At 44.7% G+C, this 26,051-nt stretch carries 50 protein-coding genes; 43 read left to right on the forward strand and 7 right to left on the reverse strand.

From position 1 onward, the window contains the following. Positions 1 to 6 precede the first annotated feature (6 nt). The gene (locus AC6RGY_RS11160) at positions 7 to 648 is read left to right on the forward strand and encodes a response regulator (RefSeq protein ID WP_499863009.1); all 642 of its coding nucleotides are present in this window, start codon (positions 7 to 9) and stop codon (positions 646 to 648) included. A gap of 175 nt (positions 649 to 823) precedes the next feature. On the opposite strand, the gene AC6RGY_RS11165 is transcribed toward AC6RGY_RS11160, so the two are convergent. The 3 genes from AC6RGY_RS11165 to AC6RGY_RS11175 form a co-directional block, all read right to left on the reverse strand. Beyond that, entirely contained in the window at positions 824 to 1,096 is a 273-nt protein-coding gene (locus AC6RGY_RS11165) for a four-helix bundle copper-binding protein (RefSeq protein WP_499863012.1), read from the reverse strand. Positions 1,097 to 1,185: 89 nt separating this feature from the next. Next, entirely contained in the window at positions 1,186 to 2,328 is a 1,143-nt protein-coding gene (locus tag AC6RGY_RS11170) for a site-specific integrase (protein ID WP_499863014.1), read from the reverse strand. Between the two features lie 213 nt (positions 2,329 to 2,541). Continuing rightward, entirely contained in the window at positions 2,542 to 3,858 is a 1,317-nt protein-coding gene (locus AC6RGY_RS11175; protein WP_499863016.1) for a tetratricopeptide repeat protein, read from the reverse strand. A 352-nt stretch (positions 3,859 to 4,210) separates the two neighbouring features. Between AC6RGY_RS11175 and AC6RGY_RS11180 the strand changes: the two genes are divergently transcribed. Continuing rightward, positions 4,211 to 4,399, forward strand: coding sequence for a hypothetical protein (locus AC6RGY_RS11180; RefSeq protein WP_499863017.1), 189 nt, complete (start codon positions 4,211 to 4,213; stop codon positions 4,397 to 4,399). Here AC6RGY_RS11180 and AC6RGY_RS11185 read toward each other — a convergent pair. Continuing rightward, entirely contained in the window at positions 4,394 to 4,774 is a 381-nt protein-coding gene (locus tag AC6RGY_RS11185; RefSeq protein WP_499863019.1) for a helix-turn-helix domain-containing protein, read from the reverse strand. The genes AC6RGY_RS11180 and AC6RGY_RS11185 overlap by 6 nt on opposite strands. Before the next feature lie 199 nt (positions 4,775 to 4,973). On the opposite strand from AC6RGY_RS11185, the gene AC6RGY_RS11190 reads away from it, so the two are divergent. The 7 genes from AC6RGY_RS11190 to AC6RGY_RS11220 all read left to right on the forward strand — a co-directional run bounded on the left by AC6RGY_RS11190 (position 4,974) and on the right by AC6RGY_RS11220 (position 7,451). Then, on the forward strand, positions 4,974 to 5,258 hold the full coding sequence (locus tag AC6RGY_RS11190; protein ID WP_499863022.1) for a helix-turn-helix domain-containing protein: 285 nt from the start codon (positions 4,974 to 4,976) through the stop codon (positions 5,256 to 5,258). 64 nt (positions 5,259 to 5,322) lie between these two features. Then, entirely contained in the window at positions 5,323 to 5,628 is a 306-nt protein-coding gene (locus tag AC6RGY_RS11195; RefSeq protein WP_499863024.1) for a helix-turn-helix domain-containing protein, read from the forward strand. Between the two features lie 15 nt (positions 5,629 to 5,643). After that, positions 5,644 to 5,856 carry a hypothetical protein gene (locus tag AC6RGY_RS11200; protein ID WP_499863026.1) on the forward strand — a complete coding sequence of 71 codons (213 nt, stop codon included), beginning with the start codon at positions 5,644 to 5,646 and terminating at the stop codon, positions 5,854 to 5,856. A 57-nt stretch (positions 5,857 to 5,913) separates the two neighbouring features. Continuing rightward, positions 5,914 to 6,222: a hypothetical protein gene (locus AC6RGY_RS11205; RefSeq protein ID WP_499863028.1), complete on the forward strand. Its 309-nt coding sequence runs from the start codon at positions 5,914 to 5,916 to the stop codon at positions 6,220 to 6,222. A 15-nt stretch (positions 6,223 to 6,237) separates the two neighbouring features. After that, complete coding sequence (locus AC6RGY_RS11210; protein WP_499863030.1) at positions 6,238 to 6,993, forward strand: antA/AntB antirepressor family protein; 756 nt, start codon at positions 6,238 to 6,240, stop codon at positions 6,991 to 6,993. An 11-nt stretch (positions 6,994 to 7,004) separates the two neighbouring features. Beyond that, positions 7,005 to 7,268 carry a hypothetical protein gene (locus tag AC6RGY_RS11215; RefSeq protein WP_499863032.1) on the forward strand — a complete coding sequence of 88 codons (264 nt, stop codon included), beginning with the start codon at positions 7,005 to 7,007 and terminating at the stop codon, positions 7,266 to 7,268. A gap of 15 nt (positions 7,269 to 7,283) precedes the next feature. Beyond that, positions 7,284 to 7,451, forward strand: coding sequence for a hypothetical protein (locus tag AC6RGY_RS11220; RefSeq protein WP_499863034.1), 168 nt, complete (start codon positions 7,284 to 7,286; stop codon positions 7,449 to 7,451). Positions 7,452 to 7,544: 93 nt separating this feature from the next. Here the strand turns inward: AC6RGY_RS11220 and AC6RGY_RS11225 are convergent, their stop codons facing one another. After that, on the reverse strand, positions 7,545 to 7,901 hold the full coding sequence (locus AC6RGY_RS11225; protein WP_499863036.1) for a hypothetical protein: 357 nt from the start codon (positions 7,899 to 7,901) through the stop codon (positions 7,545 to 7,547). Positions 7,902 to 7,981: 80 nt separating this feature from the next. Between AC6RGY_RS11225 and AC6RGY_RS11230 the strand changes: the two genes are divergently transcribed. The 23 genes from AC6RGY_RS11230 to AC6RGY_RS11340 all read left to right on the forward strand — a co-directional run bounded on the left by AC6RGY_RS11230 (position 7,982) and on the right by AC6RGY_RS11340 (position 17,539). Beyond that, complete coding sequence (locus AC6RGY_RS11230; RefSeq protein WP_499863038.1) at positions 7,982 to 8,236, forward strand: hypothetical protein; 255 nt, start codon at positions 7,982 to 7,984, stop codon at positions 8,234 to 8,236. Beyond that, the gene (locus AC6RGY_RS11235; RefSeq protein ID WP_499863040.1) at positions 8,233 to 8,490 is read left to right on the forward strand and encodes a hypothetical protein; all 258 of its coding nucleotides are present in this window, start codon (positions 8,233 to 8,235) and stop codon (positions 8,488 to 8,490) included. Before AC6RGY_RS11230 ends, AC6RGY_RS11235 begins: the two co-directional genes overlap by 4 nt. A gap of 139 nt (positions 8,491 to 8,629) precedes the next feature. Next, positions 8,630 to 9,442 (forward strand): hypothetical protein, encoded by an 813-nt coding sequence (locus AC6RGY_RS11240; RefSeq protein ID WP_499863043.1) that lies wholly within the window; start codon positions 8,630 to 8,632, stop codon positions 9,440 to 9,442. Beyond that, positions 9,439 to 9,711 carry a hypothetical protein gene (locus tag AC6RGY_RS11245; protein WP_499863045.1) on the forward strand — a complete coding sequence of 91 codons (273 nt, stop codon included), beginning with the start codon at positions 9,439 to 9,441 and terminating at the stop codon, positions 9,709 to 9,711. Before AC6RGY_RS11240 ends, AC6RGY_RS11245 begins: the two co-directional genes overlap by 4 nt. Next, a complete protein-coding gene (locus AC6RGY_RS11250) occupies positions 9,668 to 9,877 on the forward strand; it encodes a hypothetical protein (RefSeq protein WP_499863049.1) in 210 nt (69 codons plus the stop codon). The genes AC6RGY_RS11245 and AC6RGY_RS11250 overlap by 44 nt, the downstream gene beginning before the upstream one ends. After that, positions 9,870 to 10,085: a hypothetical protein gene (locus AC6RGY_RS11255; protein ID WP_499863052.1), complete on the forward strand. Its 216-nt coding sequence runs from the start codon at positions 9,870 to 9,872 to the stop codon at positions 10,083 to 10,085. Before AC6RGY_RS11250 ends, AC6RGY_RS11255 begins: the two co-directional genes overlap by 8 nt. Positions 10,086 to 10,220: 135 nt before the next feature. After that, the gene (locus AC6RGY_RS11260; RefSeq protein ID WP_499863055.1) at positions 10,221 to 11,267 is read left to right on the forward strand and encodes an LvrA C-terminal domain-related protein; all 1,047 of its coding nucleotides are present in this window, start codon (positions 10,221 to 10,223) and stop codon (positions 11,265 to 11,267) included. Next, complete coding sequence (locus AC6RGY_RS11265; RefSeq protein WP_499863057.1) at positions 11,239 to 12,558, forward strand: replicative DNA helicase; 1,320 nt, start codon at positions 11,239 to 11,241, stop codon at positions 12,556 to 12,558. The genes AC6RGY_RS11260 and AC6RGY_RS11265 overlap by 29 nt, the downstream gene beginning before the upstream one ends. A gap of 2 nt (positions 12,559 to 12,560) precedes the next feature. Further along, a complete protein-coding gene (locus tag AC6RGY_RS11270; RefSeq protein ID WP_499863059.1) occupies positions 12,561 to 12,722 on the forward strand; it encodes a hypothetical protein in 162 nt (53 codons plus the stop codon). A 184-nt stretch (positions 12,723 to 12,906) separates the two neighbouring features. Continuing rightward, positions 12,907 to 13,173 carry a FeoC-like transcriptional regulator gene (locus tag AC6RGY_RS11275; protein ID WP_499863061.1) on the forward strand — a complete coding sequence of 89 codons (267 nt, stop codon included), beginning with the start codon at positions 12,907 to 12,909 and terminating at the stop codon, positions 13,171 to 13,173. Further along, positions 13,158 to 13,379 (forward strand): hypothetical protein, encoded by a 222-nt coding sequence (locus tag AC6RGY_RS11280; protein ID WP_499863063.1) that lies wholly within the window; start codon positions 13,158 to 13,160, stop codon positions 13,377 to 13,379. Before AC6RGY_RS11275 ends, AC6RGY_RS11280 begins: the two co-directional genes overlap by 16 nt. Further along, positions 13,376 to 13,639, forward strand: a complete 264-nt coding sequence (locus AC6RGY_RS11285; protein ID WP_499863065.1) for a hypothetical protein — start codon at positions 13,376 to 13,378, stop codon at positions 13,637 to 13,639. Before AC6RGY_RS11280 ends, AC6RGY_RS11285 begins: the two co-directional genes overlap by 4 nt. Before the next feature lie 65 nt (positions 13,640 to 13,704). Beyond that, entirely contained in the window at positions 13,705 to 13,845 is a 141-nt protein-coding gene (locus tag AC6RGY_RS11290) for a hypothetical protein (protein WP_499863067.1), read from the forward strand. Further along, entirely contained in the window at positions 13,839 to 14,042 is a 204-nt protein-coding gene (locus tag AC6RGY_RS11295; protein WP_499863070.1) for a hypothetical protein, read from the forward strand. Before AC6RGY_RS11290 ends, AC6RGY_RS11295 begins: the two co-directional genes overlap by 7 nt. A 36-nt stretch (positions 14,043 to 14,078) precedes the next feature. Continuing rightward, entirely contained in the window at positions 14,079 to 14,393 is a 315-nt protein-coding gene (locus AC6RGY_RS11300) for a hypothetical protein (protein WP_499863072.1), read from the forward strand. Continuing rightward, positions 14,390 to 14,761 carry a RusA family crossover junction endodeoxyribonuclease gene (locus AC6RGY_RS11305; RefSeq protein WP_499863074.1) on the forward strand — a complete coding sequence of 124 codons (372 nt, stop codon included), beginning with the start codon at positions 14,390 to 14,392 and terminating at the stop codon, positions 14,759 to 14,761. Before AC6RGY_RS11300 ends, AC6RGY_RS11305 begins: the two co-directional genes overlap by 4 nt. Further along, on the forward strand, positions 14,745 to 14,951 hold the full coding sequence (locus tag AC6RGY_RS11310; RefSeq protein WP_499863077.1) for a hypothetical protein: 207 nt from the start codon (positions 14,745 to 14,747) through the stop codon (positions 14,949 to 14,951). The genes AC6RGY_RS11305 and AC6RGY_RS11310 overlap by 17 nt, the downstream gene beginning before the upstream one ends. 4 nt (positions 14,952 to 14,955) lie before the next feature. Then, a complete protein-coding gene (locus AC6RGY_RS11315) occupies positions 14,956 to 15,168 on the forward strand; it encodes a hypothetical protein (protein ID WP_499863079.1) in 213 nt (70 codons plus the stop codon). After that, positions 15,169 to 15,369 carry a hypothetical protein gene (locus tag AC6RGY_RS11320; protein ID WP_499863082.1) on the forward strand — a complete coding sequence of 67 codons (201 nt, stop codon included), beginning with the start codon at positions 15,169 to 15,171 and terminating at the stop codon, positions 15,367 to 15,369. A gap of 177 nt (positions 15,370 to 15,546) precedes the next feature. After that, positions 15,547 to 16,305, forward strand: coding sequence for an N-acetylglucosaminidase (locus AC6RGY_RS11325; protein WP_499863084.1), 759 nt, complete (start codon positions 15,547 to 15,549; stop codon positions 16,303 to 16,305). A gap of 11 nt (positions 16,306 to 16,316) precedes the next feature. Continuing rightward, a complete protein-coding gene (locus AC6RGY_RS11330) occupies positions 16,317 to 16,607 on the forward strand; it encodes a hypothetical protein (RefSeq protein ID WP_499863086.1) in 291 nt (96 codons plus the stop codon). Between the two features lie 22 nt (positions 16,608 to 16,629). After that, positions 16,630 to 17,088: an ArpU family phage packaging/lysis transcriptional regulator gene (locus AC6RGY_RS11335; protein ID WP_499863088.1), complete on the forward strand. Its 459-nt coding sequence runs from the start codon at positions 16,630 to 16,632 to the stop codon at positions 17,086 to 17,088. A gap of 13 nt (positions 17,089 to 17,101) precedes the next feature. Further along, positions 17,102 to 17,539, forward strand: a complete 438-nt coding sequence (locus AC6RGY_RS11340; RefSeq protein ID WP_499863090.1) for a Panacea domain-containing protein — start codon at positions 17,102 to 17,104, stop codon at positions 17,537 to 17,539. 98 nt (positions 17,540 to 17,637) lie between these two features. Here the strand turns inward: AC6RGY_RS11340 and AC6RGY_RS11345 are convergent, their stop codons facing one another. Further along, the gene (locus AC6RGY_RS11345; RefSeq protein ID WP_499863093.1) at positions 17,638 to 17,793 is read right to left on the reverse strand and encodes a hypothetical protein; all 156 of its coding nucleotides are present in this window, start codon (positions 17,791 to 17,793) and stop codon (positions 17,638 to 17,640) included. Then, positions 17,790 to 18,641 carry a GAF domain-containing protein gene (locus AC6RGY_RS11350; protein WP_499863095.1) on the reverse strand — a complete coding sequence of 284 codons (852 nt, stop codon included), beginning with the start codon at positions 18,639 to 18,641 and terminating at the stop codon, positions 17,790 to 17,792. The genes AC6RGY_RS11345 and AC6RGY_RS11350 overlap by 4 nt, the downstream gene beginning before the upstream one ends. 373 nt (positions 18,642 to 19,014) lie before the next feature. Here AC6RGY_RS11350 and AC6RGY_RS11355 point away from each other — a divergent pair, with 373 nt between their 5' ends. The 11 genes from AC6RGY_RS11355 to AC6RGY_RS11405 form a co-directional block, all read left to right on the forward strand. Beyond that, on the forward strand, positions 19,015 to 19,446 hold the full coding sequence (locus tag AC6RGY_RS11355) for a hypothetical protein (protein WP_499863097.1): 432 nt from the start codon (positions 19,015 to 19,017) through the stop codon (positions 19,444 to 19,446). After that, positions 19,439 to 19,690, forward strand: coding sequence for a hypothetical protein (locus AC6RGY_RS11360; protein ID WP_499863099.1), 252 nt, complete (start codon positions 19,439 to 19,441; stop codon positions 19,688 to 19,690). The genes AC6RGY_RS11355 and AC6RGY_RS11360 overlap by 8 nt, the downstream gene beginning before the upstream one ends. A 14-nt stretch (positions 19,691 to 19,704) precedes the next feature. Further along, positions 19,705 to 20,088 carry a Thoeris anti-defense Tad2 family protein gene (locus AC6RGY_RS11365; protein WP_499863101.1) on the forward strand — a complete coding sequence of 128 codons (384 nt, stop codon included), beginning with the start codon at positions 19,705 to 19,707 and terminating at the stop codon, positions 20,086 to 20,088. Beyond that, positions 20,085 to 20,366 (forward strand): hypothetical protein, encoded by a 282-nt coding sequence (locus AC6RGY_RS11370; protein ID WP_499863103.1) that lies wholly within the window; start codon positions 20,085 to 20,087, stop codon positions 20,364 to 20,366. The genes AC6RGY_RS11365 and AC6RGY_RS11370 overlap by 4 nt, the downstream gene beginning before the upstream one ends. Beyond that, positions 20,314 to 20,619, forward strand: coding sequence for an HNH endonuclease (locus AC6RGY_RS11375; protein ID WP_499863105.1), 306 nt, complete (start codon positions 20,314 to 20,316; stop codon positions 20,617 to 20,619). The genes AC6RGY_RS11370 and AC6RGY_RS11375 overlap by 53 nt, the downstream gene beginning before the upstream one ends. A 103-nt stretch (positions 20,620 to 20,722) precedes the next feature. Then, the gene (locus AC6RGY_RS11380) at positions 20,723 to 21,085 is read left to right on the forward strand and encodes a P27 family phage terminase small subunit (protein WP_499863107.1); all 363 of its coding nucleotides are present in this window, start codon (positions 20,723 to 20,725) and stop codon (positions 21,083 to 21,085) included. Further along, a complete protein-coding gene (locus AC6RGY_RS11385; protein WP_499863109.1) occupies positions 21,066 to 22,757 on the forward strand; it encodes a terminase large subunit in 1,692 nt (563 codons plus the stop codon). Before AC6RGY_RS11380 ends, AC6RGY_RS11385 begins: the two co-directional genes overlap by 20 nt. 8 nt (positions 22,758 to 22,765) lie before the next feature. Next, a complete protein-coding gene (locus tag AC6RGY_RS11390) occupies positions 22,766 to 24,031 on the forward strand; it encodes a phage portal protein (RefSeq protein ID WP_499863129.1) in 1,266 nt (421 codons plus the stop codon). A gap of 19 nt (positions 24,032 to 24,050) precedes the next feature. Next, on the forward strand, positions 24,051 to 24,734 hold the full coding sequence (locus AC6RGY_RS11395; RefSeq protein ID WP_499863112.1) for a head maturation protease, ClpP-related: 684 nt from the start codon (positions 24,051 to 24,053) through the stop codon (positions 24,732 to 24,734). Next, complete coding sequence (locus tag AC6RGY_RS11400) at positions 24,731 to 25,864, forward strand: phage major capsid protein (RefSeq protein WP_499863114.1); 1,134 nt, start codon at positions 24,731 to 24,733, stop codon at positions 25,862 to 25,864. The genes AC6RGY_RS11395 and AC6RGY_RS11400 overlap by 4 nt, the downstream gene beginning before the upstream one ends. A 15-nt stretch (positions 25,865 to 25,879) precedes the next feature. Beyond that, a partial coding sequence (locus tag AC6RGY_RS11405; RefSeq protein ID WP_499863132.1) for a head-tail connector protein occupies positions 25,880 to 26,051 on the forward strand: 172 nt, incomplete at its 3' end.

The raw sequence follows: 26,051 nt of genomic DNA on the forward strand, positions 1-26,051 counted from the left end.
GCTTAGATGATAAAGGTACTCCTGGTGGATGATCACCCCATGGTTCTAAAGGGCTTGTCCTTTGTTTTGAAGACACAATCAGACATACAGGTAGTAGGAGAAGCGGGGAATGGCAAGGAAGCATTGGAGCAAGTAACGGCTCTTCAGCCTGATGTGGTTCTCATGGATATTATGATGCCAGAAATGGATGGAATCGAAACGACGAAACGGTTAAAAGAACTTCATCCACAAATTGCGGTCATTATCTTGACCAGTTTTGCTGATCAGGAGAAGGTATTGCCTGCCATTCGGGCAGGCGCTGTGGGGTATCAGATTAAAGATGTGGAATCGGAAGAGCTGGTACGGGCCATTCATGCAGCACATCGTGGTGAGTCATCCATTCACCCGCAGGCGATGAGTCATCTTCTCACCCATGTGACGGATAGCAAGGCTACGGAGGACAAGACAGAAGGCCACGAAGCCCTCACCCCGCGTGAGCAAGAGGTGCTAAAGAAGATTACGGAAGGGCAGAGCAACAAGGAGATTGCGGCGGAGTTACATATTACGGAGAAGACGGTAAAAACGCATGTAAGCAACATTCTTAGCAAACTAAACGTACATGATCGGACCCAAGCGGCCATTTATGCGATGAAGCAAGGGTGGTTTTAAGAGAAGTTTTCTTTCTAACAAGTACCTCGTTGTTTTCGTTAGGAATCTTTTCTGACCTGTTCTTTGAAGAAGATGGGATGAGGAAGGGATCTTGACGGCTCCACAACTCCACAACGGAGTAGGGGGTGGGGTTTTTGTCCTTCCTCAAGGATTTCCGTCTATCCTCTTTTTATTTTTATCGGTAGTAATGGGCGAATTGACGGCATTCCTGCGCACATTGGCAACAGATCGCTGCACAATGTTGAGAGGCAGAGTCAGGGAATTTCATACATTCTTGAGCACACTGGTCGCATATATAGGCACAGCACTCGGCTAACTGACGAGAGAAGTAACTGCAGCGTGCGACGAACTGGACCATAAGTGAACATATATCCGCGCAATCTCGTACGAAACGGGCTTGTGTGCGTCGGTGATCCAGATCGGGCATCTGATAGATCATATAACTCATTTGTTCAATAGAAAGCTACGATCGTTGATAATAAAAGGTTTTTATATATTTCCCTGACACTTTTGCAAACGAAATGCAAACGAATATAATCAAGTCGTTTTGAACATGGCATCAAACATATCTGCGGCTTCTTGTTGCATGTTGGGGATGACATGAGAGTAAGTGTCCAGTGTCATGCTTATTTTAGAGTGACCAAGCCGGTCACTAACTATTTTTGGATGGACACCTTGCTGGAGGAGAAGTGTTGCGTGTGTATGGCGTAGATCATGGAATCTAATTTTCGGAACTCCTGTCCTCTTAATCATTCTTTCAAATTGACTGTTTACACTTACCGGTTCAAGGAGCTTCCCTAGAGAGTTTGGGAAAACCCATTCAATATCTCGAATTCCCAGCATGAACATGTCTTGTACCAGTTTTGTACGATGAGTTTTCAACACTTGAATAGTTCCTTCTGATAATCGAATGGATCTGATGCTGGAGGCTGTTTTTCCTCCTTCTTTTACTTCAATCGAATGTCCTGTCCTTCGTTGGACAGTGCGTCTGATGCTTAGATTTCTTTGACTGAAGTCTATATCTCCCCATTTTATACCTAATAGCTCCCCTTTTCTCATACCTGTACTTATTGCGAGATAAAAGAAAGCATATAGCCGATGGTCTTTAATTCCTGCAAGGAACTGATCGACCTCTTCTTTTGACCATGTTGTTATTTCTTTTTTTCGCTTCTTAGGTGGAACAACGGAATCGAAGGGATTTTTGCTCAGGATTTTCATTTTAATAGCCCAAGTGAAGGCGGCCCGACAAGGGTGGAATATTGTCTGGACATAGCTAGGGGACAATCCTCCATTTCCATTAAGTCTCCCGTTTTCAAGTAGGTCAGAAAATAATGTTTGTAATTGTATAGAAGTAATCTTTTCAATCTCAACGTTACCAATTCGTGGAATGATATAAGAATGAAGAGCTTGTTTATAGTTGATAAAAGCCTTCGGTGTTACTTGGTGCTTTGCATAACCATCTAACCATGCTTCGAAAAGCTCTTTACAACTCATTTTTGAGGGCTCAACATAATCGCCTTTGTTGATCTCTGCAATCTTGTCTATCATACCACGTTCAGCTTCTTTTTTTGTTGCGAAACCACTGAACCACTTTTGTTTTCTCTTTCCTGTTTCAGGATCTTGTCCAACATCAAGGACAAAACACCATTTTTTTCCTCTTTTGCGAACGTGCCCTTTCATGAAATCACCTCCTAATTAGTATAACCATATACTATAAATAGGATGGGGGCAATAAGAAACCCCACCCATTAGGTGGGAGAGATAGTCCATTTTATCCTCCGGGTTGGGGATCTTTTTGGATAGGAGGAGTCTTGACTGCGCTGTAAGAATCGGGTGAACTAAAATCGATAGTAGCGGTATCAGAGATCAATACAGCAAAAATACAGATTATGACTATAATCCATTTTCGCATAGAATTTCCTCCATTTCATTATCAGTTTCTCTGGAAAGTTCAAACAGTCGAGAAGTGAACGAATGGTAATCATTTGTTTTTCCCGACTTTTTAGCAGTGGCAGACAAACGAATTATTGCATTGCGCTCTTTGTCGGTGTACCGATTCTCAAATGCGATTTGTTGGGCTCTCTTGTATAAGTTTATTGCTTGGTTGGGATCATCTTTTATTGTCTGGTCACCTTTTGCAACCAATGCATCACAGAGTCTGAATAAGTCCCCTTCATTCTCTCCTATTTCAACTGCTCGATCAAGATAGGAAATTTCCTCCTTGCGCTTGTTTTGTTTAGAGGAAAGAAGTGACAAATAGATGTACGTTTGAACGAGCACGCGACGTTCTATTGATTGTTCCTCCAGGTTCAGAGCAGTGGAGAGGAAAAGTTCTGCTTGAGCATGATCATTTGATTTTAGAGAAATGAGACCGATATCGGAAAGTAGACCGATTAACCGATCTATATTTCTGTTCTCCTTAGAAATTTCAATGCCTTCCTCCGCAATTCTTATTGCTTCACTAAAATCGCCTCTGCTTATCAATATGTCCACTCGAAGCTCATACAAATTGAGGAGTGTGTCGATGAATTTGCATTTAGAGGCTCTATCCCACACACTCAGTATAATTCTCATGGCTTCATGTTGTCTATTCAATCTGTTTAATAGAACGGCTTTGTTACGAAATAATTTAAGATCGTAATCTGGGTATTCTTGTCCATTAAAGTACTCGATTGCTGAATCCAAAAAAACTAAAGCTTGTCTTAAATCGTTCTTTGCATAACTTCCAAGACACAGGTAATTTAGGCAGAGGGCTTTTAAATCTTGACTGGAACTATTCGCGGCTTCTACTTTCCTAAAGGCTTTTTCAGCATCATTATACTTCTTCATCCCATGAAAGCACTTCCCTTTTAAGAATATTACTTTGTCTTCGTAAAATTCGCCCTCAATGGATGAAAGCATTCCAAATGCATCCGGTAACAGGGATGAATCGATCATAGATTCAATGACCATGATTTTGCTTCTTACACACGCTCTTTCTGCTTGTAATAAGGCTATATCGTTAGCTGTTAGGTTGGTTTCTTTCTCTAATGCGTCATAGTATTCATGAGTCCGATGGCTTGGGAGTCCAGCTTCAATGTTATGTATTGTCCCTTTTGAAAGGTTCGGCCTTTTGAGGTTATCCATTGATAGACCATTCCTTTTTCGATGAACTTTCACAATTTCGCCGGCTTCGCGAGGGGAGAGGTTATCCAAAATAGATTTGACCATCTTGATTTCACCATCCTAACAAATTTGTTAAATAGTTCACTTCATTATCAATAATACATTCCATACTAGGTTTGTTCAAGTGTTTATTAAAAAAAATATGAACAATCAACAACTTAGAATTATCAAATAGTATAAATTTAAATGATCCGCTTATTTCCTATTAGTGGATGTTCATTTCCTATCGTGAATAATTGGGTATTGATTCGCTGTTATATGAGACATAAACTAATAGTATCAATAGTGAAACATCAATACGCTGTCTCTCATTTTTTCTGAATGTATAACAAAGTCTGAGGTTTATTCAATGATGATTTAATATAATATAAAAATATATGGTAAGGGGAGTTCACAATTGAGTAAAGGATTGAGTCCGAAGAATAGTGACGATGAAAAATTCCACAAGGAAGAAGCCATAAAGCATTTTGAAGAGATAGCGACTTCCATTGGCGTTAAAAAACAAAATAAGAACGTACATACATTATGCGAGCATATGGTGAATGTTGGTTTGATTTCAGCTTCAGACCTCAATAAACTGCTATAGGTCCTTTTTATCATTGGATGGTTTTTTTTCTTTTTGTATTTCTTCCCATTGGGGAAGCCTCTCCCGTATGACCCATGATAAAAAGTCTTCTAGTTTTCGTAGATCCTCACCTGTAAGAGGGACCCCATCCCAATGAAGGTCATTTTGATTTATCATTTCTCGTACATTTCTTTCCTCACTGTTCCTCCCATGTAGGGAGTCTAGAGAAATATCGTATAGGTCAGTAATTTTAACTAACTGCTTATAATCAGGCTTCCGTACTCCTCTTTCGTATTGACCATAGGTAACTCGATGAACACCTATCTTACCAGCGACCTCCTCTTGTGACCAACCTTTTTGAGTCCTCAGTTCTTTTAGTCTTTTGTGCAACTCCATCTAATACTACCTCCAGTGTTATTTGCTTTACAATATTTTGTATTTGGCACTTATCATTGCACTGTAATCAATTATATGATTCAAATTGATTCAGGTAAAGGGAAATTATGTTCTTGAGTGATAATTGTGTTGACAAGAATCGTAATGAATCATATTATTAAAATATGAAAACTTTTCACTTCATAAAGGAGTTGGTACTATGGAGCGCATGTGGTTGAGGCAAATGAGAAAAGGGAAGGGTCTTAAGTATCGAGATGTAGCAGAGCGGGTAGGTATCCGACCTGAATCTTTAAGAAGTATCGAAAACGGAAACCGCAATCCCAGTGTCAAAGTTGCCAAGCGTATTGCAGCAGTTTTAGGATTTGATTGGGTTCTTTTTTTTACTCAAGAAAGATTCGATTTGAATCTAATATTGAACAATATGAAAATTAACGTTGACAAGATTCCTAATGATTCATATAATGATAAAAAAGAATCAAAATGAATCATTTATTTACTAGCCTGTACTACAGTCCCACTTGCATAGCATGATCAATAGGGGTGATCAAATGAATGATAAGGTCAGAAACATCCATTCAGTGTCAGAAAATGATGAGCAGTTTACACAACTGATGCGTCTACTGACTGATGTCGCTGAATTGGTCGACGAAGCGAAGGAAGTCCGTAACCAACCGGTTACATACCGAATACATGAGGTGGTGGAGATGTTGAAGATCAGCGAGTCGAGTTTTAGGGCTCACATTCTGCATAGAAAAGATTTTCCGAAGATTCGTGTTGGTCATGTCTGGTGTATTCCACGAAAAGCCTTTGAGAACTGGCTAAACAGCACTGCCTTGGAAAGCGACCAACCATAAAGGAGCCGACCCAAAATGAACACCACAACAACGTTCGAGCAACAGTATCACACGATCATGAACAGAGCCTACTTCGACACTAGCCACCGTGACATTGCCCTCGCAAACCTCATGACCGACATGGAGCAGACGTTTCGCATCTCGGTGATGTTTCCTGAGAAGAACGAGCGCATCTCTTCAGAGGTGATGGAGTTGTATGAGAAAGTGTCATGCAGCAGAGCAGTATGACCGGGCTTAGTCCCGGCAGAGTGGACGAGCTTTACCTTACAAGGGGGCGTTATGTAAATGAGAACCTACACCGACCAATCAAAGACTTTGAAGACGATCCAAGGGGAGTGGTTGTATCAGGAGGAGTACTGGAAGGTGCGTGAGGCAGTTATCTCCAAGGCGGACAACTTTGAAGATCTGATCTATGTAATTGATCGTGTAAGTTACTATCTAAGTCGTCATAAGCCCATAGACGAGTTGCCACCCAGTGTTATCGATATAAAAAGCATTTATTCTCTTATCCACAGCTTGCCTATATCTCTATCAGTTGCACTAGCGATTCTTGAACAGATCGGATACGAATTTCAAGATTACATCTTCGGCTAAGGAAGGATGAATGAAATGGACAAGCTCAAAGTGATCGAGAATCAATTAGTTCCGGTATACGAAAGTGACAGTGAGGATCGGTTGGTGAATGCGAGGGAGCTACACGAATTTCTGGAGAGTGGGCAAGAATTCGCTCACTGGATCAAAAATCGGATTAAAAAGTACCGCTTTGTAGAGGGAACGGACTTTATGACAACTTTATCAAAAAGTACAGGTGGCAGACCATCCACGGAATTTTACTTGAAGCTCGACACAGCAAAGGAAATAGCAATGGTTGAGAACAACGAACGAGGACGAGAAGCAAGGTTATACTTCATTGACATTGAGAAGCGACACAAAGCACAGCAAACGCAATTCAACATACCTCAATCTCTACCCGATGCACTTCGCTTGGCAGCAGACCTGGCCGAGAAAAACGACCAACTGTCAGCAGAAAACAAAATAATGCTTCCGAAAGCACAGTCGTATGACACCTTCCTAAGTGGATCAAACGCAAAGTCGGTCAGCTCTGTAGCGAAGGCATTGGGGATCGGACCGAATATTCTATTCCGAAGATTGAGGGAAGAGAAAATACTTATGTCTAGTGGCGATCGTCGCAACCTCCCATATCAGAATTACATCGAGCAAGGCTACTTCAAAGTGAAGGAAACACCAGTGACGATGGGCGACAAGGTGGTCAACAAAGGAACCACACTGGTGACAGCTAAGGGAGAGAACTACATTTGCAAGCGGTTGGATCTATCAATGAATGCAATCGAAAAAATCAAATAGGAGGTTATCACATGGCAATGGGGACGTATTACGAATGCGACATGTGTGGAGAATTATACAAATTTTATGGTCAGAGTGAAAGGAAACCAAAGCCTTGGTTAGAGGTCTCTATGGAGGCTGTGTGTTGGGACGACTATGGAACGTATCAGGAGGCTTACCATTTGTGTAGCGATGACTGTGCGAAGCGGAAGATTGAAAAGAATCGAAAGGAAATTGCGGAACTGGAGCAGTCGAAGCAGCAGTGGAACGAACATTCGATTCTATATCAACCGTGAAGGGAGGTGACAAGCATGAACATCAAAGTGGGCGAGTGGCGCAAGCTCAATTGGAGTCAACAAATGCAACTGCTCCGTCGAAAGAGCTTCGAACAAATGAAAAACCGCCACCGAGTCAGCGGTAGCGGAAACTTGGGCTTTCATATATCAGCTACCAATAGCCTACCACATAGGAAGTGGTAGGACAAGAGGAGGCTCAACTCATGGGATGTGGATGGGATTTCATCGGACTCAACATGGTTATTGCGTTTGCGCTGTTAGTGCTGGTCCAGTGGCTTAGAGACAGCCGTTGATCCAGTCTTTCACATACGATGTGATAATCGCACTTAGTATAACAAGAACAATGGGGATAAACAATTTTTCATAGATGAACCTTTTGGATCTTTTCTGATTCTTCTCCTTGTATGTCTTCCCTTCATAAGTGAGGGAGATGTCTACGAGAGTATCATCAGCCCACTGACCACTGATGTAACCCTGTTCATTCAGCTTAGAGAGAGAACCTTCGACGTCATCAAACTCCATTTTGGGGAAGTGCTTCTTGTATAACTCTTCGGTGTTTTGGAAGTATCCTTCTCCTTGTTTGTTCAACTTGCACAACTTTTTCAATATCTTTTCCGACTGTCTGTCCAGCAATTATATCAACTCCTTTTCTAGTATCTAGTATATCAATCATATTCTGTGGGTCGGAAGTAAGAGAATGGGAGGAATCACAAATGAACAGAGAGAGCAAAGAGATCCACGACAAGTTGAAACGGCTTATCGCTCAGGGGGAACAGGAGATCACGATTCTTCGTCCATTTGAACGATTTGACGAGAGCACTGATATCGAGGTCATTCATGACGGATGGTATTGCATCCATCGATACATTGGGTCAGACCCGATTTATACAGAGGAGTTCAATTCCTTTGATGAAGTGGTCGCATGGATGATTGAAGGCTGTTACACAGCGGAGGGGATTCTCTCATGAAAACAGTCACATTCGAAGTCACCCATCATGAGAAGAAACCTGCTAGACACGGTGGGTTCCTACAACACGTAGCACATGCGAAGACGCATGAAGACATTGGAGAGGACAAGCAGTCCATAGATGATTTCGCGTATGACGTAGCGTGCGTAACCATCCATGATCCGTGTGGCTACGGACAGTGGTGTGTGGTTGTTGAGAGGGTGAAGGATGACCAATACATCGTCACGTGGCGGTCATGGGAGACGTGCGATTAATCATGGGAGGGGTGGCAAGTATGAACGGATGTCATTTCTGCGAAGATGACCGGAATCTGTTGCAAGTCGGTGAGGTGCTTTTCATTTGTGACGATTGTTTGGACGAACTATTGTGCAAAGCCACTGGAGGCGAGGTCAAATGAGCGAGAGGAACAATCTCCAAGTCGTTGAGCAACAGCAACAATCCGCTGGAATGATTACTCCGGCGGGCTCAGTTGAAGAGACGATGCTCCAGTTCAAGCTCTACCAAGATCTGAAGAAACGTATTGGGCAACCTGAGGACTTTCAAAAGATCGGAGAAAAATACCATCCCATGAAGTCATTCGTCCGTAAAGTTCAGAGGTTTTTCAACCTGTCATGCGAGATTGTTCAAGACGAACCTTTGAAAGAGGACGGCAAAACGGTGGCGTGGCTGGCGAAAGTGAGAGCGATTCATCAAGCGACAGGGGCGTACCAGGAAGCTGACGGGTCGTGTGGATTTGATGAGAAAGGGAAGAAGCAACAAACCATTCACAACATAAGAGCCCACGCTATCACAAGGGCAAAGAACCGCGCCATTCTCGATCTAGTGGGATTCGGTGAAGTATCCGCCGAGGAGATCAACCATCAAGAGTATCAGCACCAACAGCAGAGACCACAACAACAGCCGAAACAAGATCCATACATCCTGAAGAAAAAAGAAGTGCTCCAAGCTGGTCGCAAAAAGGGGCTCACAGATGAACAGATCGTTCAGCTTCTGAAAGTGATCATAGATCCTGGAGATAGAGAGCCGACTGTAGCAGAGATGGACGAGCTAATCAAATATATCAGAGACAACACAAAAGAAGAGCTGACGGAGCTAATTGAGCCACCGCCCGAAGAAGAGGATGAAACAGAAGCGAAGGAAGCCGAGGTAGTGAACGTGAGTGATCCTGAAGATGACAAGTTAGAAAAGGAGCTGGGGATCAGGTGAAGCGGATTCGAACCCATGAGGTGCACAGCACGATGGATGGACTGATGCTTTTCTATCAACTGATTGAGGGCGAACAGGTTGAGAACATGACCATGATCCGCGAAGGGAAGGATCGGTGGGAGGTGCACAACCACTATCAAGGCAAGTATCGGCTCTTGTACAAAGGCATGAAACGGAAAGAAGCCATGAAGGCAGCGAGAGAGACGTTATGGGAGGTGGGACAACTTGAATGCGAAGACAACCGTATTGGAGCCTACACCACGGGATGAACGGAGAGAGCACTACTATCGGAGTTTAAAGCAAGACTTCGAGGGAATCCAACGCGCCTGCGAGACGGGAGAGATAGAAGCCATTCGGAGCATATTACGCGATTCTGAGTGGGCATTAGAGGAGCTACTGGCGATAGATGGACTAGAGGAGGAGTTAAGTGGGTGAGAAGATGAGCTTGAACACATACAAAGCAAAGTGGACACGTGATGGGGATGACGGCGACATGGACTACCTTGTTGTGGGTGACACTCTCCATGTCGAGGGTGCCGAGCCTTGTAAAGTCATATGGGCGCAAATGTGCATGAGTGGGATTGTCTATCGAACCGACCATTTGGGATTTGTCTACGCACGAGAGTTGACGAGGGTTTATTGAACAAAGTGGGGGCTGCCATCCCTGCTTGAGTGTTATGTGTTATTTGGATTTGGAGTTGGTCTTAGTAGGTAGAAGAGGGTCTGCTAACATAGGGCGGCTACGGTCGCCCTCCACATCAAGGGGAGGGGAAACATCATGGCGAGAAAACGAATGATCGATCCGAATTTCTGGCAGAGCGAAGACGTGTCCAAGCTGACTTTTAGGCAACGTTTGCTACTCATTGGGCTGTTCTCGAACGCAGATGACCACGGGAAATTACGGGGGAAACCCGAGTTTGTGCGTTCCACGGTGTTCCCGTACGAGGACATATCCGTCAAGGAGATTGAGTCCGACCTCCAAGCTATCGAAGGGATTGGAACCATTCATCGCTACGAAGTAGACGGGAGTCACTACATTCTGCTGGTCAACTGGAACAAGTTCCAACGGGTCGATCATGACAAGCCGAGTTTGTTTCCTGACCCCACTGACTATGAGCAAGAGGAGGAACCAGTACCGACGAGCGAATTTGAAGCTGAAACATCTGAAAATCAATCCCATGTCCATTTTGAAAGTGAACAAGAACCATTCGCGAATGAACATTCGGATGAACACGGAATGAACACGGAATCATTCGGAAGTGAACACGTTGATGAACACAGAGTGCACACAGATGTACTCGAGGATGATTCCCGCCTAATAGAAAGTAATTTAATTAAAAGTAATAAAGATAAAGATCAACCCAAGGGTCGATCACGTGTGCAACCCGATGTTCAAAATGGATACACCGAAGACTTTCTAAAATTCTGGTCAGCCTATCCACGAAAAGTAGGCAAGAAACGGGCATTCAAGACTTGGAAAGCCCGACTCAAGCAGAAAGAGGCAACTCCTGAAGAGATGATCGGAGCCGCTGAACATTACTCCAGGACATGTGATCGTGACGGTACTGCACAAAAGTTCATGAAACACCCGAGCACCTTCTTGAGTGCGAATTTGGACTTTGAGGACTACTTGGATGAGCCGGAACAACACGAGACGGAGGAGGATCGACTAGAGCGCAGGCGAGAGGAAATGAAACAGATGCAAGTTAATGTGAGCCGATTCTGTTCAACGGGGAAAACGCCAGACTCTCACCCAGAGTTATTCCACAAATGGTTAGACAGAGGAGCGCAACAAGATGATCCTATCCTTGCAGCAGAGTCGTGAGGAGAAGAAGGGACTGGAAGCAGAGACGGCGGTGTTAGGTTCTGTCCTCCTTGATCCAGACGCGATAGACGAGGTTGCCCCTTTGCTGGAATCCAGGGATTTTACTGTGGCTAACCATCAGTTGATTTGGAAGGCGATGCTCTATCAGTTCAAAAAGGATGAGCCTATTGATGTGATCACGATCACGACGATGCTTCGAACATACAACCGCTTGGATGAAGTGGGCGGAGTCTCCTACTTGACGGATTTGTCCAACACGGTGCCAACAACAGCAAATGTGGTTCACTATGCCAAAATTGTGCGCTCTCGATCCATTCGAAGGCGAGCTGCACAAGCAGGTGAAAAGATCTCCAAGCTGGCGACTGAAGGCGGTGAACAAGACGACGAAGATTTTTACTCGAAGATTGAACAGCTAGCTACTTCCATTCGGCCAGAAACTGCGAATGACATGATTCACGTCAAGGATGCACGGGAACGGTACATGGCGCATCTAAAGCGCAAAGATACACGGATACCCACAGGATTCACACGGTTTGATGCATGGACAAATGGTGGAGTGGGACGTGGGTGGCTGTACATTTTGGCTGGTAGACCGAGTGTGGGGAAAACAGCAAAGATGCTTCAGATGGCGAAGGGAATCGCCGAGCAGAACGTGGGTGAAGTGCTCATCTGGAGCCAGGAGATGTCGTTGGAGCAGTTGTATGATCGCATGTTTCCAGCGGTGACAGGGATTCCGTATAGTGCCTTTTCGAAGAAGCACTTCTCTGATGCGGAGTGGGAGAAGATCAACCGTGCCTATGATGACTTTGAGTACTACCCATTCCATGTGGCGGATGCAAAGAATGTGACCATCGAGGAAGTGAAGGCTACCACTCGGCAGATGAAGCGCAAGCATGGGAGGATCGGCGCCATCTTCGTGGACTACTTATCCATCATGAAAATTCCCTACGTTGCATCGATGACCCGCGCGCAAGCGATCGGTGAGGTGACCCGTTCAGCCAAGCGCATTGCCATGGAGATGGACTGCCCGTTCATCCTGGTGGCGATGATGAACCGTGAAGGGAAGAAGAACGCCAAGCCATCGTTGGAATTCTTGAAAGAGAGTGGCGATATTGAACAGGATGCCGATGTGGTGGAATTCCTGTGGGACGATCCGAACGATGAGATTCCAGGCTTGCAACATGCTGGTGGACGTGTCGTGAAGTCAACAATTGCAAAGGGGCGGGACATTGGGACGAACGACTTCCGATACATCTTCAAAGGTTGGCTTCAAAAGTACGAGGAGGGCTGATGATGACCGAGCGACAGTTGGAAGAGCTATTGGAACGACTGGTACGAGGGGCGGAGTATCTGGACAATCCCTTGATTAAAAAAGAAGACTATGACAAGGGTAGGAAGCTGTACGACGAGCTGACTGAAAAGATCATGCGACATCGGGAAGAGCAATCCAAGTGAAGCTAAGCAGAGTATGTACTTGCGGTATAAGAAGCGACTGGCCTATCATTTATAGCTCGAATGAAGACAGAGACACCTTGGAGTATCGAATAGGAGCAGGTGCGACATCTAGACTCTTTGGGATGTCGCGCGGGCGAATCTATCGGGTGGAAGGTCCTGATTACAGACTAGGAGGCGGTTTTTGATGCAGATCGGACAAATTCCAGTGGCAACGCCGTTTCGACGTCAAACGATTTATACTGCTCTCGGAGAAGGGGAGCCGTTTAATTTCGATTGGTGCGGAGTGAAAGAGGTCCCTGTTGTGGCTGAGATGTGGAAGAAAGGGGTTAGCATAGAGGAGATGTCGGCTCATTTCAAGCGTGATCCTGATGAGGTGCTCGTCCTGTTGATGGATTTAGCACGGAATGGGCGGATCAGAAATAGGGAGGGTGGAGTATGGGGCACCTCATGATGCGATCGAAGATAAAGAGCATTGAGGAGATTAGCGAAAAATACTATGCCGCACTAGATGGAGAGGTAGGAGAGCTGACTGAAAGTGAACGAGAAATTTATGGTCAGGTGGTAACGGATTTAGAGGAACTTTATCAGTCGATGCACCTGATACTCGATATGCTCTCTGAGCTATTGAGTTATGGCGGAGAGGAGGTTGAAGAGTGAAGTTCAACATGGAGGACCTTGAGCCGATCTTGGATGGGGTACACAACGAGGAGAAAGGGATGCGTTATGTCGAGGCAGTCCCTGGTGGTGGTGGCCCCGCCTACTATGAGATGGATTTTATCTTCGCCTATGACGGGGACTATTACAGATTTTCACACGAATTTTATGAGGAGCCATGGTATCTGGTGGAAAGCCGAAAGGATGAGGTAGAGTGCCGAAAGGTGAAGAGGAACGGGTTTCAATGGTCTTCCGAGGCGTGAATGAGATTTTCTCCCTAGTAGATGTGGCTTGGGTGGACCGGGGGAACATGGAGGAGAATGAGGTTTTGGTCATTTTGAAGTGTTCACGGTGGGATTTTGAATACGATGAATGGGCAAACATCATTGTTTTGTTAGGCGACGAATCTGACGAATTTCTGGAGCGATGGGTCAGCTATAAGGAAAGAGGGGGAGCAGAACAATGCTGAAGACAGGTGATCGGGTGGTCATGTACGGGTGTGGGGAGGCGGATTTGAAAAAATTCCGTGGCAAGGTGTGGACTTGTAGATCGGATGAGCAGAGATGGACTGAAGATATCATGGTTGTTTTACTCGAAGGTTACAGGGGTTATTATGCAACGAAGTATCTGAGATTAGCCACCGAGGAGGAGATTATCAATGGCTGAACGGTACGGGTTCCAAGTGTTTCAGGGGGAGATCAAGTGATTACACACAAGACCGTGCACGTTCGTGTTGAAGATGTGGCGTACATGGAGCCAGACGAGCAGGAAGAGGTATCTGCAACGATTGTTGTAATAGCAGGAGGGAACACAAAGGGAGCGGACGTTCTGGAGTTTGCAATGCGGATGGTCTACGAGGGTGAAGTTAATGTCCAAGATAGCATCTATGTTGAAAAAGATGATAGAGGGTTCGTTAAAGGCTACATTCTGATAGGAACTGAAGGTGGAGAGTATTATTATCCTCCTGAAGAATTAGAGGGTTGTATCACAGGGGCATGGATTGTGGAGGAAGCATGATCCGCTTCACGGTGGAAGGTAGACCTGTCGCAGCTGTACGGATGACTCAAAGGTCGAAGCACGTAAGCGAACAGGCGCAGAGGTACCTTGCTTATAAGAATATAGTTGGATGGAATGCACGGATAGCAGTTCCTAAAATGATCATGGGACCCGTAAAGGTTGAGGCAGTGGCGTACCTATGTGGTGGTCAGGATATGGACGTGGATAATCTTGCGAAGTCCTTCATGGATGGACTAAACAAGATTGCGTACAAGGATGACAGACAAGTTCGAAGGCTGGAGATTGAGAAAATATCTGTTACTTCCAAGGCAGAAGAGCGAGCGGAAATCACTGTATGGGAGGTGAGTGAGGATGGAGTTGCGGGATGAGGTGTTGAAGCTCCAGACGGCGGATTTGTTGGATAAAATGCTGAAGTTCCAAGATGAGAATAGACAGTTACAGAAGCGAGTAGCAGAGCTGGAACTCGCTCTAGCTACGATGCACATCGGTGTATCGGTTCAAGAGATGGGTCGAGCAATTGCTACAACTGTACAGAGACATGAACGGATGAGAGGGTGATGGGATGGACGCAGCACTTGAATGGGTCGGACGGATGAAAGAGAGAGTAGACAGGGAGATTAGCGATCCAGAGTATCGAGCGAACCTTAAGCGGATGGTAGACAAGCTGGCGACTGATGGAGCGAAAGGAGCGAAAGAGTGTGAAGTTAGTATTGGGTTGAGTATAGCGGCGGTCTTTGATTTCTTTATGCCGGAGCTGAGAAAGGAGAGAGAATGAATGGTCGTCATCTACTACAATCCGGTGGCGTTTGAAAATAGATGTGAGATTTGTGGGGAGGATCGGCAGAGCAACTTGAGGGTGACGGGGAACTTGGTGGAATGTCAGGTGTGCGGGTATCGGTATCAATTGAAGGAGGTGGATCATGATCGGGATATGTATGAGGAGTTGATGAAGGAACAGTATTCTATTTTTGATTGAGTGGGTGATGGGGATGAGCAGGAGACGAAGAACGGAGCAGATGATGTTGTTTCTCAAGTTTTTGTTATTCAAGAAGAGACAACCACCAAGGCGATTTTCAAGGATGAGGGTTGGAAAGTATCTGTTACCCTGGCAAGCAGAATTTTTGATCAAACATAAATCCAAGGGGAGATGATTATGGGTTTTAAAGTAGGAGAGCTGTTGAGTGGAGAACTGCGGTCGTTTTCGTTTACATCTTGTGATATGAGCGTGGAAGAAGCATCTGAAATCCACAAGGACTATGGTACGAGCGGAGCGATTGTATGGGATGACGAGCTAGGTGGTTTCCGTAGTGCGACATTGGAAGAGGTGATAGAGAAGGTATCGCCATCAAACACCATGTCACCGTCAAAGATATTTCAGCACATTCTATTGTCCAACCAGATGGATGTAAGTATAGAGCTTTTGGATCAGGCATTGGAAGGGAAGGGGTCGCTCGAAGGGATGGGATTCACGTTCAAGTCGGCAGGAGACGTCTATGGGGTTGATCCGGTCTATTTGATAGCTCACTCCTTGCTGGAGACGAGCCATGGGACCAGTAGATTGGCGAATGGAGAAGTCGACGGCTATGAGGGGTACTACAACGTTTTCGGTGTAGCCGCTTACGATGGCAACGCATCAAATCTAGGCGCGGCATACGCGAAGCAGAAGAACTGGAACAATGTGAAGAAGGCCATCATGGGTGGGGCGAAGTGCATCTCGGACTGGTACACGTATTCCAGTCACGATCAGGATACGCTCTATAAGATGCTGTACAATCCAGAGAATCCAGGGGTACATCAGTATGCTACCGACATTGGCTGGGCGGAGAAGCAATCCAATATGATCTACACTATATGTAGAGACAATGGGCTTGATGAGTTGGAAGTGGAAATTGACTATCCAGTGTATAAATAAGGAGGGTGATCATGGCGAGTAAATTGTTCTTAAACTTTTGGGAAGATGCAATGATCAGGGAGCGACCACATAGAGAGGTGGAAGCGCATCGGAATCGGTTCATTTTAACAATGTTGCAGGCAGAAGGTTTGGTTCCAGAGTTCAGGGATTGTGGTCATGCGGATGAGTTTGAGGCAACTGTGGTGGTGACGCAGGGAGTAGATTGGAAGGAAACGATCAAGATTACGCTTCCTAATGGGGATGAAGTGGAGACCAAGGCGAGCAAAGCTGTTGTCCATAATATAGACGGCAATGTAGAATAACAAAACCAATGGGGGTGCAGGTATGGAATCGGTAGCAACAGAGACGAAATCGGCGAATAAGAAACCTGTGCATCGGCGGAAGGTAGAGGAGCTATTGAAGATGTACCCGATCTGGAAAGCAGCCATCGAGAACATTGAAGAGAAAATCCAGAACATCGAAGAGGATTTACCGTCTTGCACCCCTGTTTATGAAGAACGGACAAGCCAAGCGTATAGTGGGTATGTATCGGACACAGAGCGGTATGGGATTAGGAGAGCAGAGCAGAGACAACGGCTTGAGTGGATGGAGATAGAGGTGAAGAGGATCGAGCGGGCCCTTAGTGTGTTGGGTATCGATGAACGGGTGGTATTGGAGAAGAGGTATATCGATGAAAATCTGGATAAAGAGGTGCAGGACGATTTGAAGTGGGCGGAGGCGACATATCGGAGAATTAAGAAACGAGCGTTGGAGAAGGTGGCGGAAATGTTGAGTGTGGTGTAAGGAGGAGGTGTCCATGGCTGTGAGCAATATATACAAGGTATCTGAGTATCTTCTAACATATGAGTCGATGAGGCACAAGAAGCTACAGAAACTCTGCTATTACTCATATGCGTGGTATTTGACTTTGTATGGGGAAAAACTATTTCCTGAGCAGTTTGAAGCGTGGATTCATGGCCCTGTAAGCCCAGCTCTATATGCGGTGTATCGAGGAACTGGGTGGACTCTCATTCCGCAAGTAACGGAGAAACCAGAAGTCCCAGAAGGAGTAGAGGGTTTTCTCCACGAGTTATGGAATTCATATGGTCATCTGACCGGTGATGAACTTGAGTATTTGAGTAGGAGTGAAAGACCGTGGATGGAGGCGAGGGAAGGGTTGAGGGAGTATGAAGTGTCGCATCGGATTATTAGTGATGAGGTGATAGTTAGCTATTACGAGAATGAAGTGGCGTAATCAGCTGTTTTCCCCTGATTAAAATATATTATAGATATCGAGACCAAGAATCAAAAATACCGGACAGAGGGGCACATTTTGGCCCATGTCCGGTATTTTTAAGCAAAACTACGCACTTTTTTGAGTATTTTTTCTGCCCTTCGTTCAGACTCCTTTAAAGTGTGGTTTGCTTTATCGGACTTTGATAGTTTTTTGACATACTCTTCGAGAGTGATTTCGCCATCATAATACTTTTGAGTCAATGACTTTTTCATGTATATCCCCCCTTTTTATCAGTAGATGATACGGGAGATTCGTATGCAACTGCAAAATGAATCTTCTTTTTCACCTTATAAGCCATAAGTATCGGAACCAACTGGTTAGCCAAATACTTGATGATTAATATTTCGTCATCACTAAATGGATTCCCTTCACAGTCTACATTTAAAACACCCAATGATTTTTCGTTACCATTATGTAATATAGGAGCACATACTAGACAATTATAATTAGAATAACTTATGAGTTTCTGAAATGGAAGCTGAGTGTTTTTAATGTCATCACAATGTAATACTACCTTTCTGCGGAATGCTTCACCTGCGAAGGAGCCATCTATGTTTAATTTTACTTCTGAATATCTCGCTGGATAGTAGCCAGAGCCTTTTAAAATAAATAGCTCAGATTCATCATTGGGCACAAAAATAGCTATTCTGATATTTTTTCGATCTCTGTTATTGCGGAAGGTGAGTATTGCCATTAGTTCGTGTGAAATAAAATCAAGGGCTTTTTGAAAATGATCTTGATGTTCTCCTTCATTCTTGTTTTTAATTAATATGCTCAAGTTCTCCTGAGAATGCTGTCCTACTTTATAAATTTTATCAAGGACTTCTGTTTTGAACGCTGAATCTGTCTGTACAACTTTATATTCCTTAGCTAAGTGATCTAAATCTTCTTGGAGCTTATTCAGTTCTTTGTGAGGCTCAATCTTCCAGGAAAATATCTTAAAAAGTGAGATTTCATGTGCATGGTGTTGACGTTTGGAGAATGTTTTTAATATCAAAGCGACAAGAAACAAACAGACTAGAGCAAGCAGGGTATAAGTAGAGTAAGGGTATGATTTCATTAATTCGTTGATGTCAAACGTAAAAATATGGCATCCCTCCTTCTCTTTATATTTTCGATATATAAAAAATAATTCCTTCTAAATGAGTTGCAACTAATTAAGTGACCAATGTGGATGATATGATCGCTTTTTGATCGCTTTCTGATCGCTATTACCGTGAAAACCGTGCTATTATAGTAGTGTGATCGAATGCCACTAAGGGTGGCTGGGACGCTATATATTGATGATGGACACAACCCTGTTTCTCCGTTGACGCTCAAGTGTCGCTTGGGCAGGGGGAGCGGGGTTTAATTATTGTAACAATAATAGAACACTCTCATGACGAGGGTGTTTTTCTTTTGCGATGGAACAAAAACGAAAGGAGGAATAAACAATGGCTATTTTTCTATTGATACTGGCGTTTGTGGTAATTGGCGGGGTAATCGCGTATTTGTTACTTTGGATCAAAGATGAAATAGAGAGTCTCTACACCAGGCTATCGTACCATCGGGAAGTTCTGAATGAAATAAAGTCATTAGTGAAAATAAGGAAGGGCGGAGAGGAAGTAATACTTACTGACACAACGGAGGTCATCCAGTATCAGAAATGTGGGTGGATTCTTCATGATGTGAAGACGGTGCCTCTTAGAAGGTGCTACTACATTTTAAGAGCGAAAGAAAAGGTGGATGAAAAAACGATTACCATTGCCGAAGCGGACGAGCTAAAGGAACACTTGGAAAGTGGGTGGAATGTACAAGCAGTAAATCCGACGCCGGATAGGAGTGGGAAATTCCAGTACGCTTTGCGGAAACAAGGGAGTGATTAGGATTATAAATCATGAACAGACGAGTGAAGAGGCAGTTCAACCATTGGATGCAACGTTCAGTATGGATAGAGAGATTGATGTTGATCTGTGCATGAACTTAATCGAGGCACTTCAACTTATATACGAACGATCAGATGAGGATTTAAGGGAGTGGCTAGCAGGGCAACTAAGTGGAATGGTGAGATGGGCAGATTGGAGAATCCGTCAGGGTAAGGCAGGTACGTTTGACGATACCCCATTTTGAGAAGAGGTTGAGTAATGGATTTTATTGATGCTTATCGTGCATTACAAGAAGGGAAGCGTGTCTTTCGACCCGCATGGAATTGTAGGTACCGATTTTTGATGATGAAACTCGACAAGAGAGACGAAAGTGATCCGGTCTTCCAGATTTGCTTTCCGTGCTATTACGAAGACAGCGGGCTGGTCTGGGGAGAAGGCGGATTTTACAGGCTGGACGAGCAAGGGAATATACATGGTCCAGTTAAGCCGGATGAGTTCGTTATACTGCGATGGGAAACAGGGGTTGTAGAACAAGATCTTTTGGCAGAAGATTGGAAAGTTGTACAAGATGAAGACTGGTTAGAAATCGAGCTGGGTCGCGATCGATACCATTATCGTGTGGTAAGCGAGGTGAGATCATGAGTATCTACAATTTGGGTAATTCGGTGGAGGTTGAGATTAGTGTGAAAGATATTGATCTTTTCGATGAAGTATTAGGCTTACTGCGTGAGGTGCACAGCAGGTCGGAGGGTAACGAGATCGCGCAGTATATTGAGGAGAAGCTGAAGGGGATGTTAGCTGACACGTATGACTTAGATGCCGTGTTTAAAGGGATACAATGCCATCAATGCAAGGGGTGGTTCCGTGATGAAGAAGCCACTACCTTTCTACAAAAGCAAGGCGTGGAAGAAGGCACGTGAGTCGGTATTGATACGTGATAATTACCTGTGCCAGCCATGCATAGAGAAGGACAAGCTCACACCAGCAGTGATGGTGCACCACGTTGAACACCTAACGGAGAGACCAGAGCGGGCGTTGGATGAGAACAACTTAGTGAGTGTATGTGCCACGTGTCATAACAAGCTCCATCCAGAGAAGGGAAGGAAGGAGCAGGAGAGCAAGGAATACAAGGCGAGAGTGATTCAGTCGGTGGCGAATGAGGAGATGGTGTGATCCCCCCTCCCTAAAAAGTTGATAACAAGGGGGCTAGGGACCGGCAGGGGCCCATCGTTTTCATCGCACACACTTTTTTATAACGTGAGGGGGGGTATAGGATGTGACAGGATTCAAGCCGAGTAAAAATATCACATTAAAAGCAGCGAAGAACCTCTTCCAAACAGTAGCGGAAGAACTAGAAAAAGATAAAATGTTGGACGAACGAACGATTCTCATCGTGGAGAACATGGCACTCCTTGAGCAGGTCAAAGAACTTCTCTTGAAGGACATTAAAAGCCGTGGTGTTGTGGAGTTTTTCGTCAATGGAACGCAGGAAATGTGGCGTGATAATAAGTCTGTGGATAAGGTATTAAAGGTTGTTGAAGGACAACGAAAATTATTAAGCGAGCTCTGCTTGACTCCGTCATCTGCCAAGAAAATCGACGCGGAAATAGACGATGGTGATGACTTTGAAGACTACTAAATGTTGGACAACCTCTTATGCAAAAGAGGTACTTGAAGGCAAAATAATCGCCTCAGAAAAAGTGAAATTAGCGTGTAAAAGGCACTTAAATGACTTAAAAAAGCAAGAAAACGATGATTACCCGTATCGATTTGATGAAGAAAGGGCACTTCGACCCATCGGTTTCATCGAAAAGTATTGCCGCCCCTCACAAGGGGAGTACAAACGAATTAAGCTCCAACCGTGGCAGCACTTTGTTGTGGGGTCGCTCTATGGATGGGTGCATAAAGAGACAGGGTATCGACGCTTCCGTGAAGGGCTTATTTTTATTGGTCGGAAGAACGGGAAAACCACGTTGGTCTCAGGTTTATCGCTCTATGGTTGCTCGAAAGATGGCGAAAATGGAGCTAGGGTGTACCAACTAGCGAACTCCAAAGAGCAGGCAAGAGAGATGTTCGAAGAGTGCAAAGCGATGGTGGAGAAGTCGCCGATTCTGGATAAGCACTTTGACTCTCGATTGCATGAGATCCGATACAAAAAGACGATCTCCAAAATTCAACCACTTGCAAGTGATAGCAAGAAACTCGACGGGAAGAACTGTAGTTTTGGTGCGTTCGACGAAATTCATGGATATAAGGACTACAAACTAATCAATGTTATCAAGAACTCCACAGCAGCGAGGAAACAACCTTTAATAGTATACATCTCTACCGCTGGCAGTGAGTTGGACGGTCCGCTGATGGACTACTATGAGAAGGCAGATGATGTGCTTAAAGGGGTCATTGATGCAGAGCGGACTTTTTACTTTATGGCGGAATTGGATGAGGATGACGATATCGAGGATGCAACTACGTGGATCAAAGCGAACCCGAACCTCGGAGTGACGATCGATCTCCAGGAAATGATGGAGGAATGGAACGAGCGAAAGCACATCCCTGGCGAGCGAAATGACTTTATTAACAAAAGGCTTAATATCTTCACTCGTTCAGATGAGCAATCGTTTGTGGACTTTGAGATCATCAAGAGAAACAAAGATGTGGTGGATCTGTCTGAGCTGGAAGGTAGACCTTGTGTGGCGGGGTTTGACTTGTCGGATTCAGAAGACTTTACCTCTGTCTGCTTGGAATTCCCACTTGATGACGGACGTGTGTTTGTTCTTTCTCATTCGTTTATTCCTGAGAAAAAAGTCATGATAGATAATGAGAAGATTCCCTATCAGGAGTATGTCAAAGAGGGGCTTTTGTCAGTCTGCCCGGGGGAATATGTGGATTACAAGTACTTATACGATTGGCTCATTGAGCAGTCGAGAAAATACCTCATTGAGCTGGTTACGTATGACCCCAAAAATGCTTTTCGACTAGTGAAGGAAATCGAGAGCTATGGTTTTGAAACTCTTATGGTGGTTCAGGGGCATAAGACATTAAATGCGGCAATGAAAGATATAAAAAACCTCCTTCTTGATGGCAAAGTGGTATACAACAATAATCGCTTGTTCCGCTGGTACTTAAACAACATTCGGTTAGTTACTGATCGAAATAACAACTGGATGCCAACAAAGCAAGGAAGGTACCGAAAGATTGATGGATTTGCTGCATGGTTGAATGCTCACACGGAGGTTATGACCAAGATGGTCCAACCAGCAGATAGTGGGAACGTTCAGTTTGTATCCATCAATGAATTACTCAAGGGGTAAAGGAGGTGATGTATTTGTGGAATAGGATGAAAAACTGGATGCGAACCCGATTGGGTGAAGCAAAAAACAGTGTATATGAACGATTCCAAAGTTGGTTTAATCCACGGAATATTTTCGAAGAAAGGTCAAGGAGTACACTAGCTACAAATGAAACCATCTTTTCAGCGGTCTCACGCCTGTCTAATTCAATGGCATCACTACCTTTGAAGCTATACAATTCTTCTTTTGAGCAGGTGAACACGTCAGTATCAGATTTAGTTGCCTATTCGCCAAACGGTAGCATGACAGGCTTCGATTTCATCCGGACCTTAGAGGTTCATCGAAACAATCATGGGAATGGATATGCCATGAAGATGTATGACTCTCGGTATCAGATAAGGTCGCTTCATATCCTTGACCCCGAACGGGTGGAACCTGTTGTAGAGACAGGAACATTGGAGCTTTGGTACCGAGTACAAGGAGAAAAGGGACCGTATTTCGTTCACAACATGGATATGATCCACGTCAAACATATCCACGGGAATGGATACAAAGGAATTAGCCCGGTAGATGTGCTTAAGAATACGGTGGACTTTGATAAGAGTGTGCGCCAGTTTAGCTTGGATCAGATGGACGGTTCTATTCGAGCATCATTTAAGTTGAAATTTACTACTCATCTGTCGGAGACGAAAAAGGCAGAGGCTTTGGAGCATTTTAAGAAGTTTTATAAAGAAAATGGTGGGCTGCTTATTCAAGACTCTGGGCTCGAAATTGAGCCTATTGAACGACATTTCATTGACACCAAAGTGTTTGAGGTGGAACGGATCACACGGTCTAGGGTTGCAAGCGTGTTTAACATTCCGCTTCATATGCTCGGAGAAACCGAAGGAGAGAGTTACAAGAGCATGGAACAGATGGCTCTTGAGTACGTACAAGGGACCCTGCTTCCGATTGTTCGCATGTACGAACATGAGCTGAATAGGAAATTGTTGAGCGAAAAAGAGCGTAGAGATGGATTGAGTTATGAATTCAATGTAGCTGGGCTGTTACGAGGAGATGCGAAGACACGGGGAGAGTTCTACTTTAAACTACTTAGAAGTGCTGGGTTAACTCCCAATGAATTACGATCATACGAAGGTCTTCCACCGAAAGAGGGGGGAGATAAGTTGTATATCAGTCGTGACTTAGTGCCGATCGACATGCTATCAAAGGAGGTGATCGAATCGTTGAACCGCAAGGCAATCGAAGGAGGTGATCCAACTGAAGAAGTTCTGGGAAGTCAAAGCGGCATCTGATGCGAAGTCGGGCGACCTGTTGATCTACGGGGAGATCGTTTCATGGAAGTGGGACGATACGGATACAACGGCCCAGTCGTTCAAAGAAGACCTTGACGCATTGGGCGACATTGATACCTTGAATATCTACATCAATTCACCTGGGGGATCGGTGTTCCAAGGGATGGCGATATATAACATCATTCAGAGGCACAAGGCCAAGGTCAACGTTCATGTTGATGGGTTAGCAGCAAGCATCTCAAGTGTCATTGCAATGGCAGGCGATGCTATTTTTATGCCTGCAAACGCGATGATGATGATTCATAATCCCTTTACCCTGACGGTTGGGAATGCGAAGGTTTTGAGAAAAAATGCAGATGATCTGGACTTGCTTGCAACTAGTATGCGCGAAGTGTACCTCGCAAGATCAGGTGGCAAGTTGAACGAGGATCAGCTTGTTCAGATGCTCGCCGATGAAACTTGGCTCACAGCACAAGAATGTCTGGCGTATGGATTGTGTGACACCGTCGTTGAAGCAAAGAACATAGCCGCTTGTGTGGATAGTGAGTTCATGCAGAAGTACAAGAATACGCCGGAAGAGCTGTTGAAAGCGAGAGATCTACCAAAGAACAATGATCAGGATGGAAAGTTACGTCAGGAACTAATCAGTGAAGCGGAGTCGAACAAGAAGCGCATTATTAATTATCTGGAGGGACTAAGATGAATCTATATGAAGCGAAGATGAGCCTACAAACGGTAGGAGATCAACTGGCACAAACAGAAGAGAAGATTGCACTAAAAGCGGGGGATGCTAGTACCCCGATTGAGGAAGTGATGGAACTAAAGGCACATAAAGCCGAGTTGCAAGAGCGGTTTGACATCCTGAAAGAAACGCACGCACGCCTGGAAGCAAATCAAAAGGCGTTATTTGAAAAGAATAAACCGAAACTTGAGGGAGTTGCTGATTCTAAGGGGAAAATCGCCACAGCAAAAGCAGAATTCATCCGGGCAACCATTCGTCAACGCGCTATACCGGATGATGTCAAAGCGGCACTGGGAGATAACAGTACATCCGGTGGTGAAAACATCTTGCCGTCTACCATGACGAATGAACTTCTCCATGAGCCCTTTGTTAAAAACCCGTTGCGTGATATTTCTACTTTCACCAGCGTGACCAACTTGGAGATACCTAAAGTAACCTTTACTTTGGGCGATGATGGTTTCATTGCTGATACCGAGACCGCTAAAGAGTTAGCTGCGGAAGGGGATGTGGTGACCTTTGGGCGGAACAAGTTTAAAATCTTTGTTCCTATTTCTGAAACCGTCCTACTTGCTACAGATACCAACTTGGTTCAAACCGTGGACATGGCACTTCAAAGCGGGGTGGCAGCGAAAGAGAAGAAAGTGGCGTTTGCAACATCTCCTATGTCGGGAGAAGGTTCTCTTTCCTTCTATGGTGTAGGCATTAGTGCGGTAGACTCGACTGAGTTGTACCTATCTATCCGTTCGGCTATTGCGGATCTGCACGAAGATTTCCGCGACAATGCCACGGTGGTAATGCGTTATGCCGATTACATGACGATCATCGAAAAACTCGCGAATGGGAGTGCAACCTTGTATAACGCTCAACCGGAGCAGATTCTTGGGAAACCAGTAGTGTTCTGTGATGCCGCAGAAAAACCGATCATCGGGGATTTTAGGTACTCGCACTTTAACTACAGTCCGGAAATTATTTATGATCGGCAAAAGGATGTCAAAACAGGGATCGAAAACTTCGTTCTCACCGCTTGGTTCGATCACCGAATCAAGCTGAAAAGCGCATTCAGAATTGCGACAGTTACTCCGGAAGCATAAGCGAGGTGACGTTTCATGAGGCCGACAATCGAACAAGTAAAAACCTATTTGCGTATTGATGGGGCCGAGGATGATCAAATCCTCGGTCTTTTAATTGAATCCGCTGTGGAATACATGACAAACAGTGGTGTTCCCGAGAGTGATTCCAAGCTCTATCAACTAGCAATACTGCTTCATGTGGCATTGA

Source organism: Mechercharimyces mesophilus (assembly GCF_059818345.1).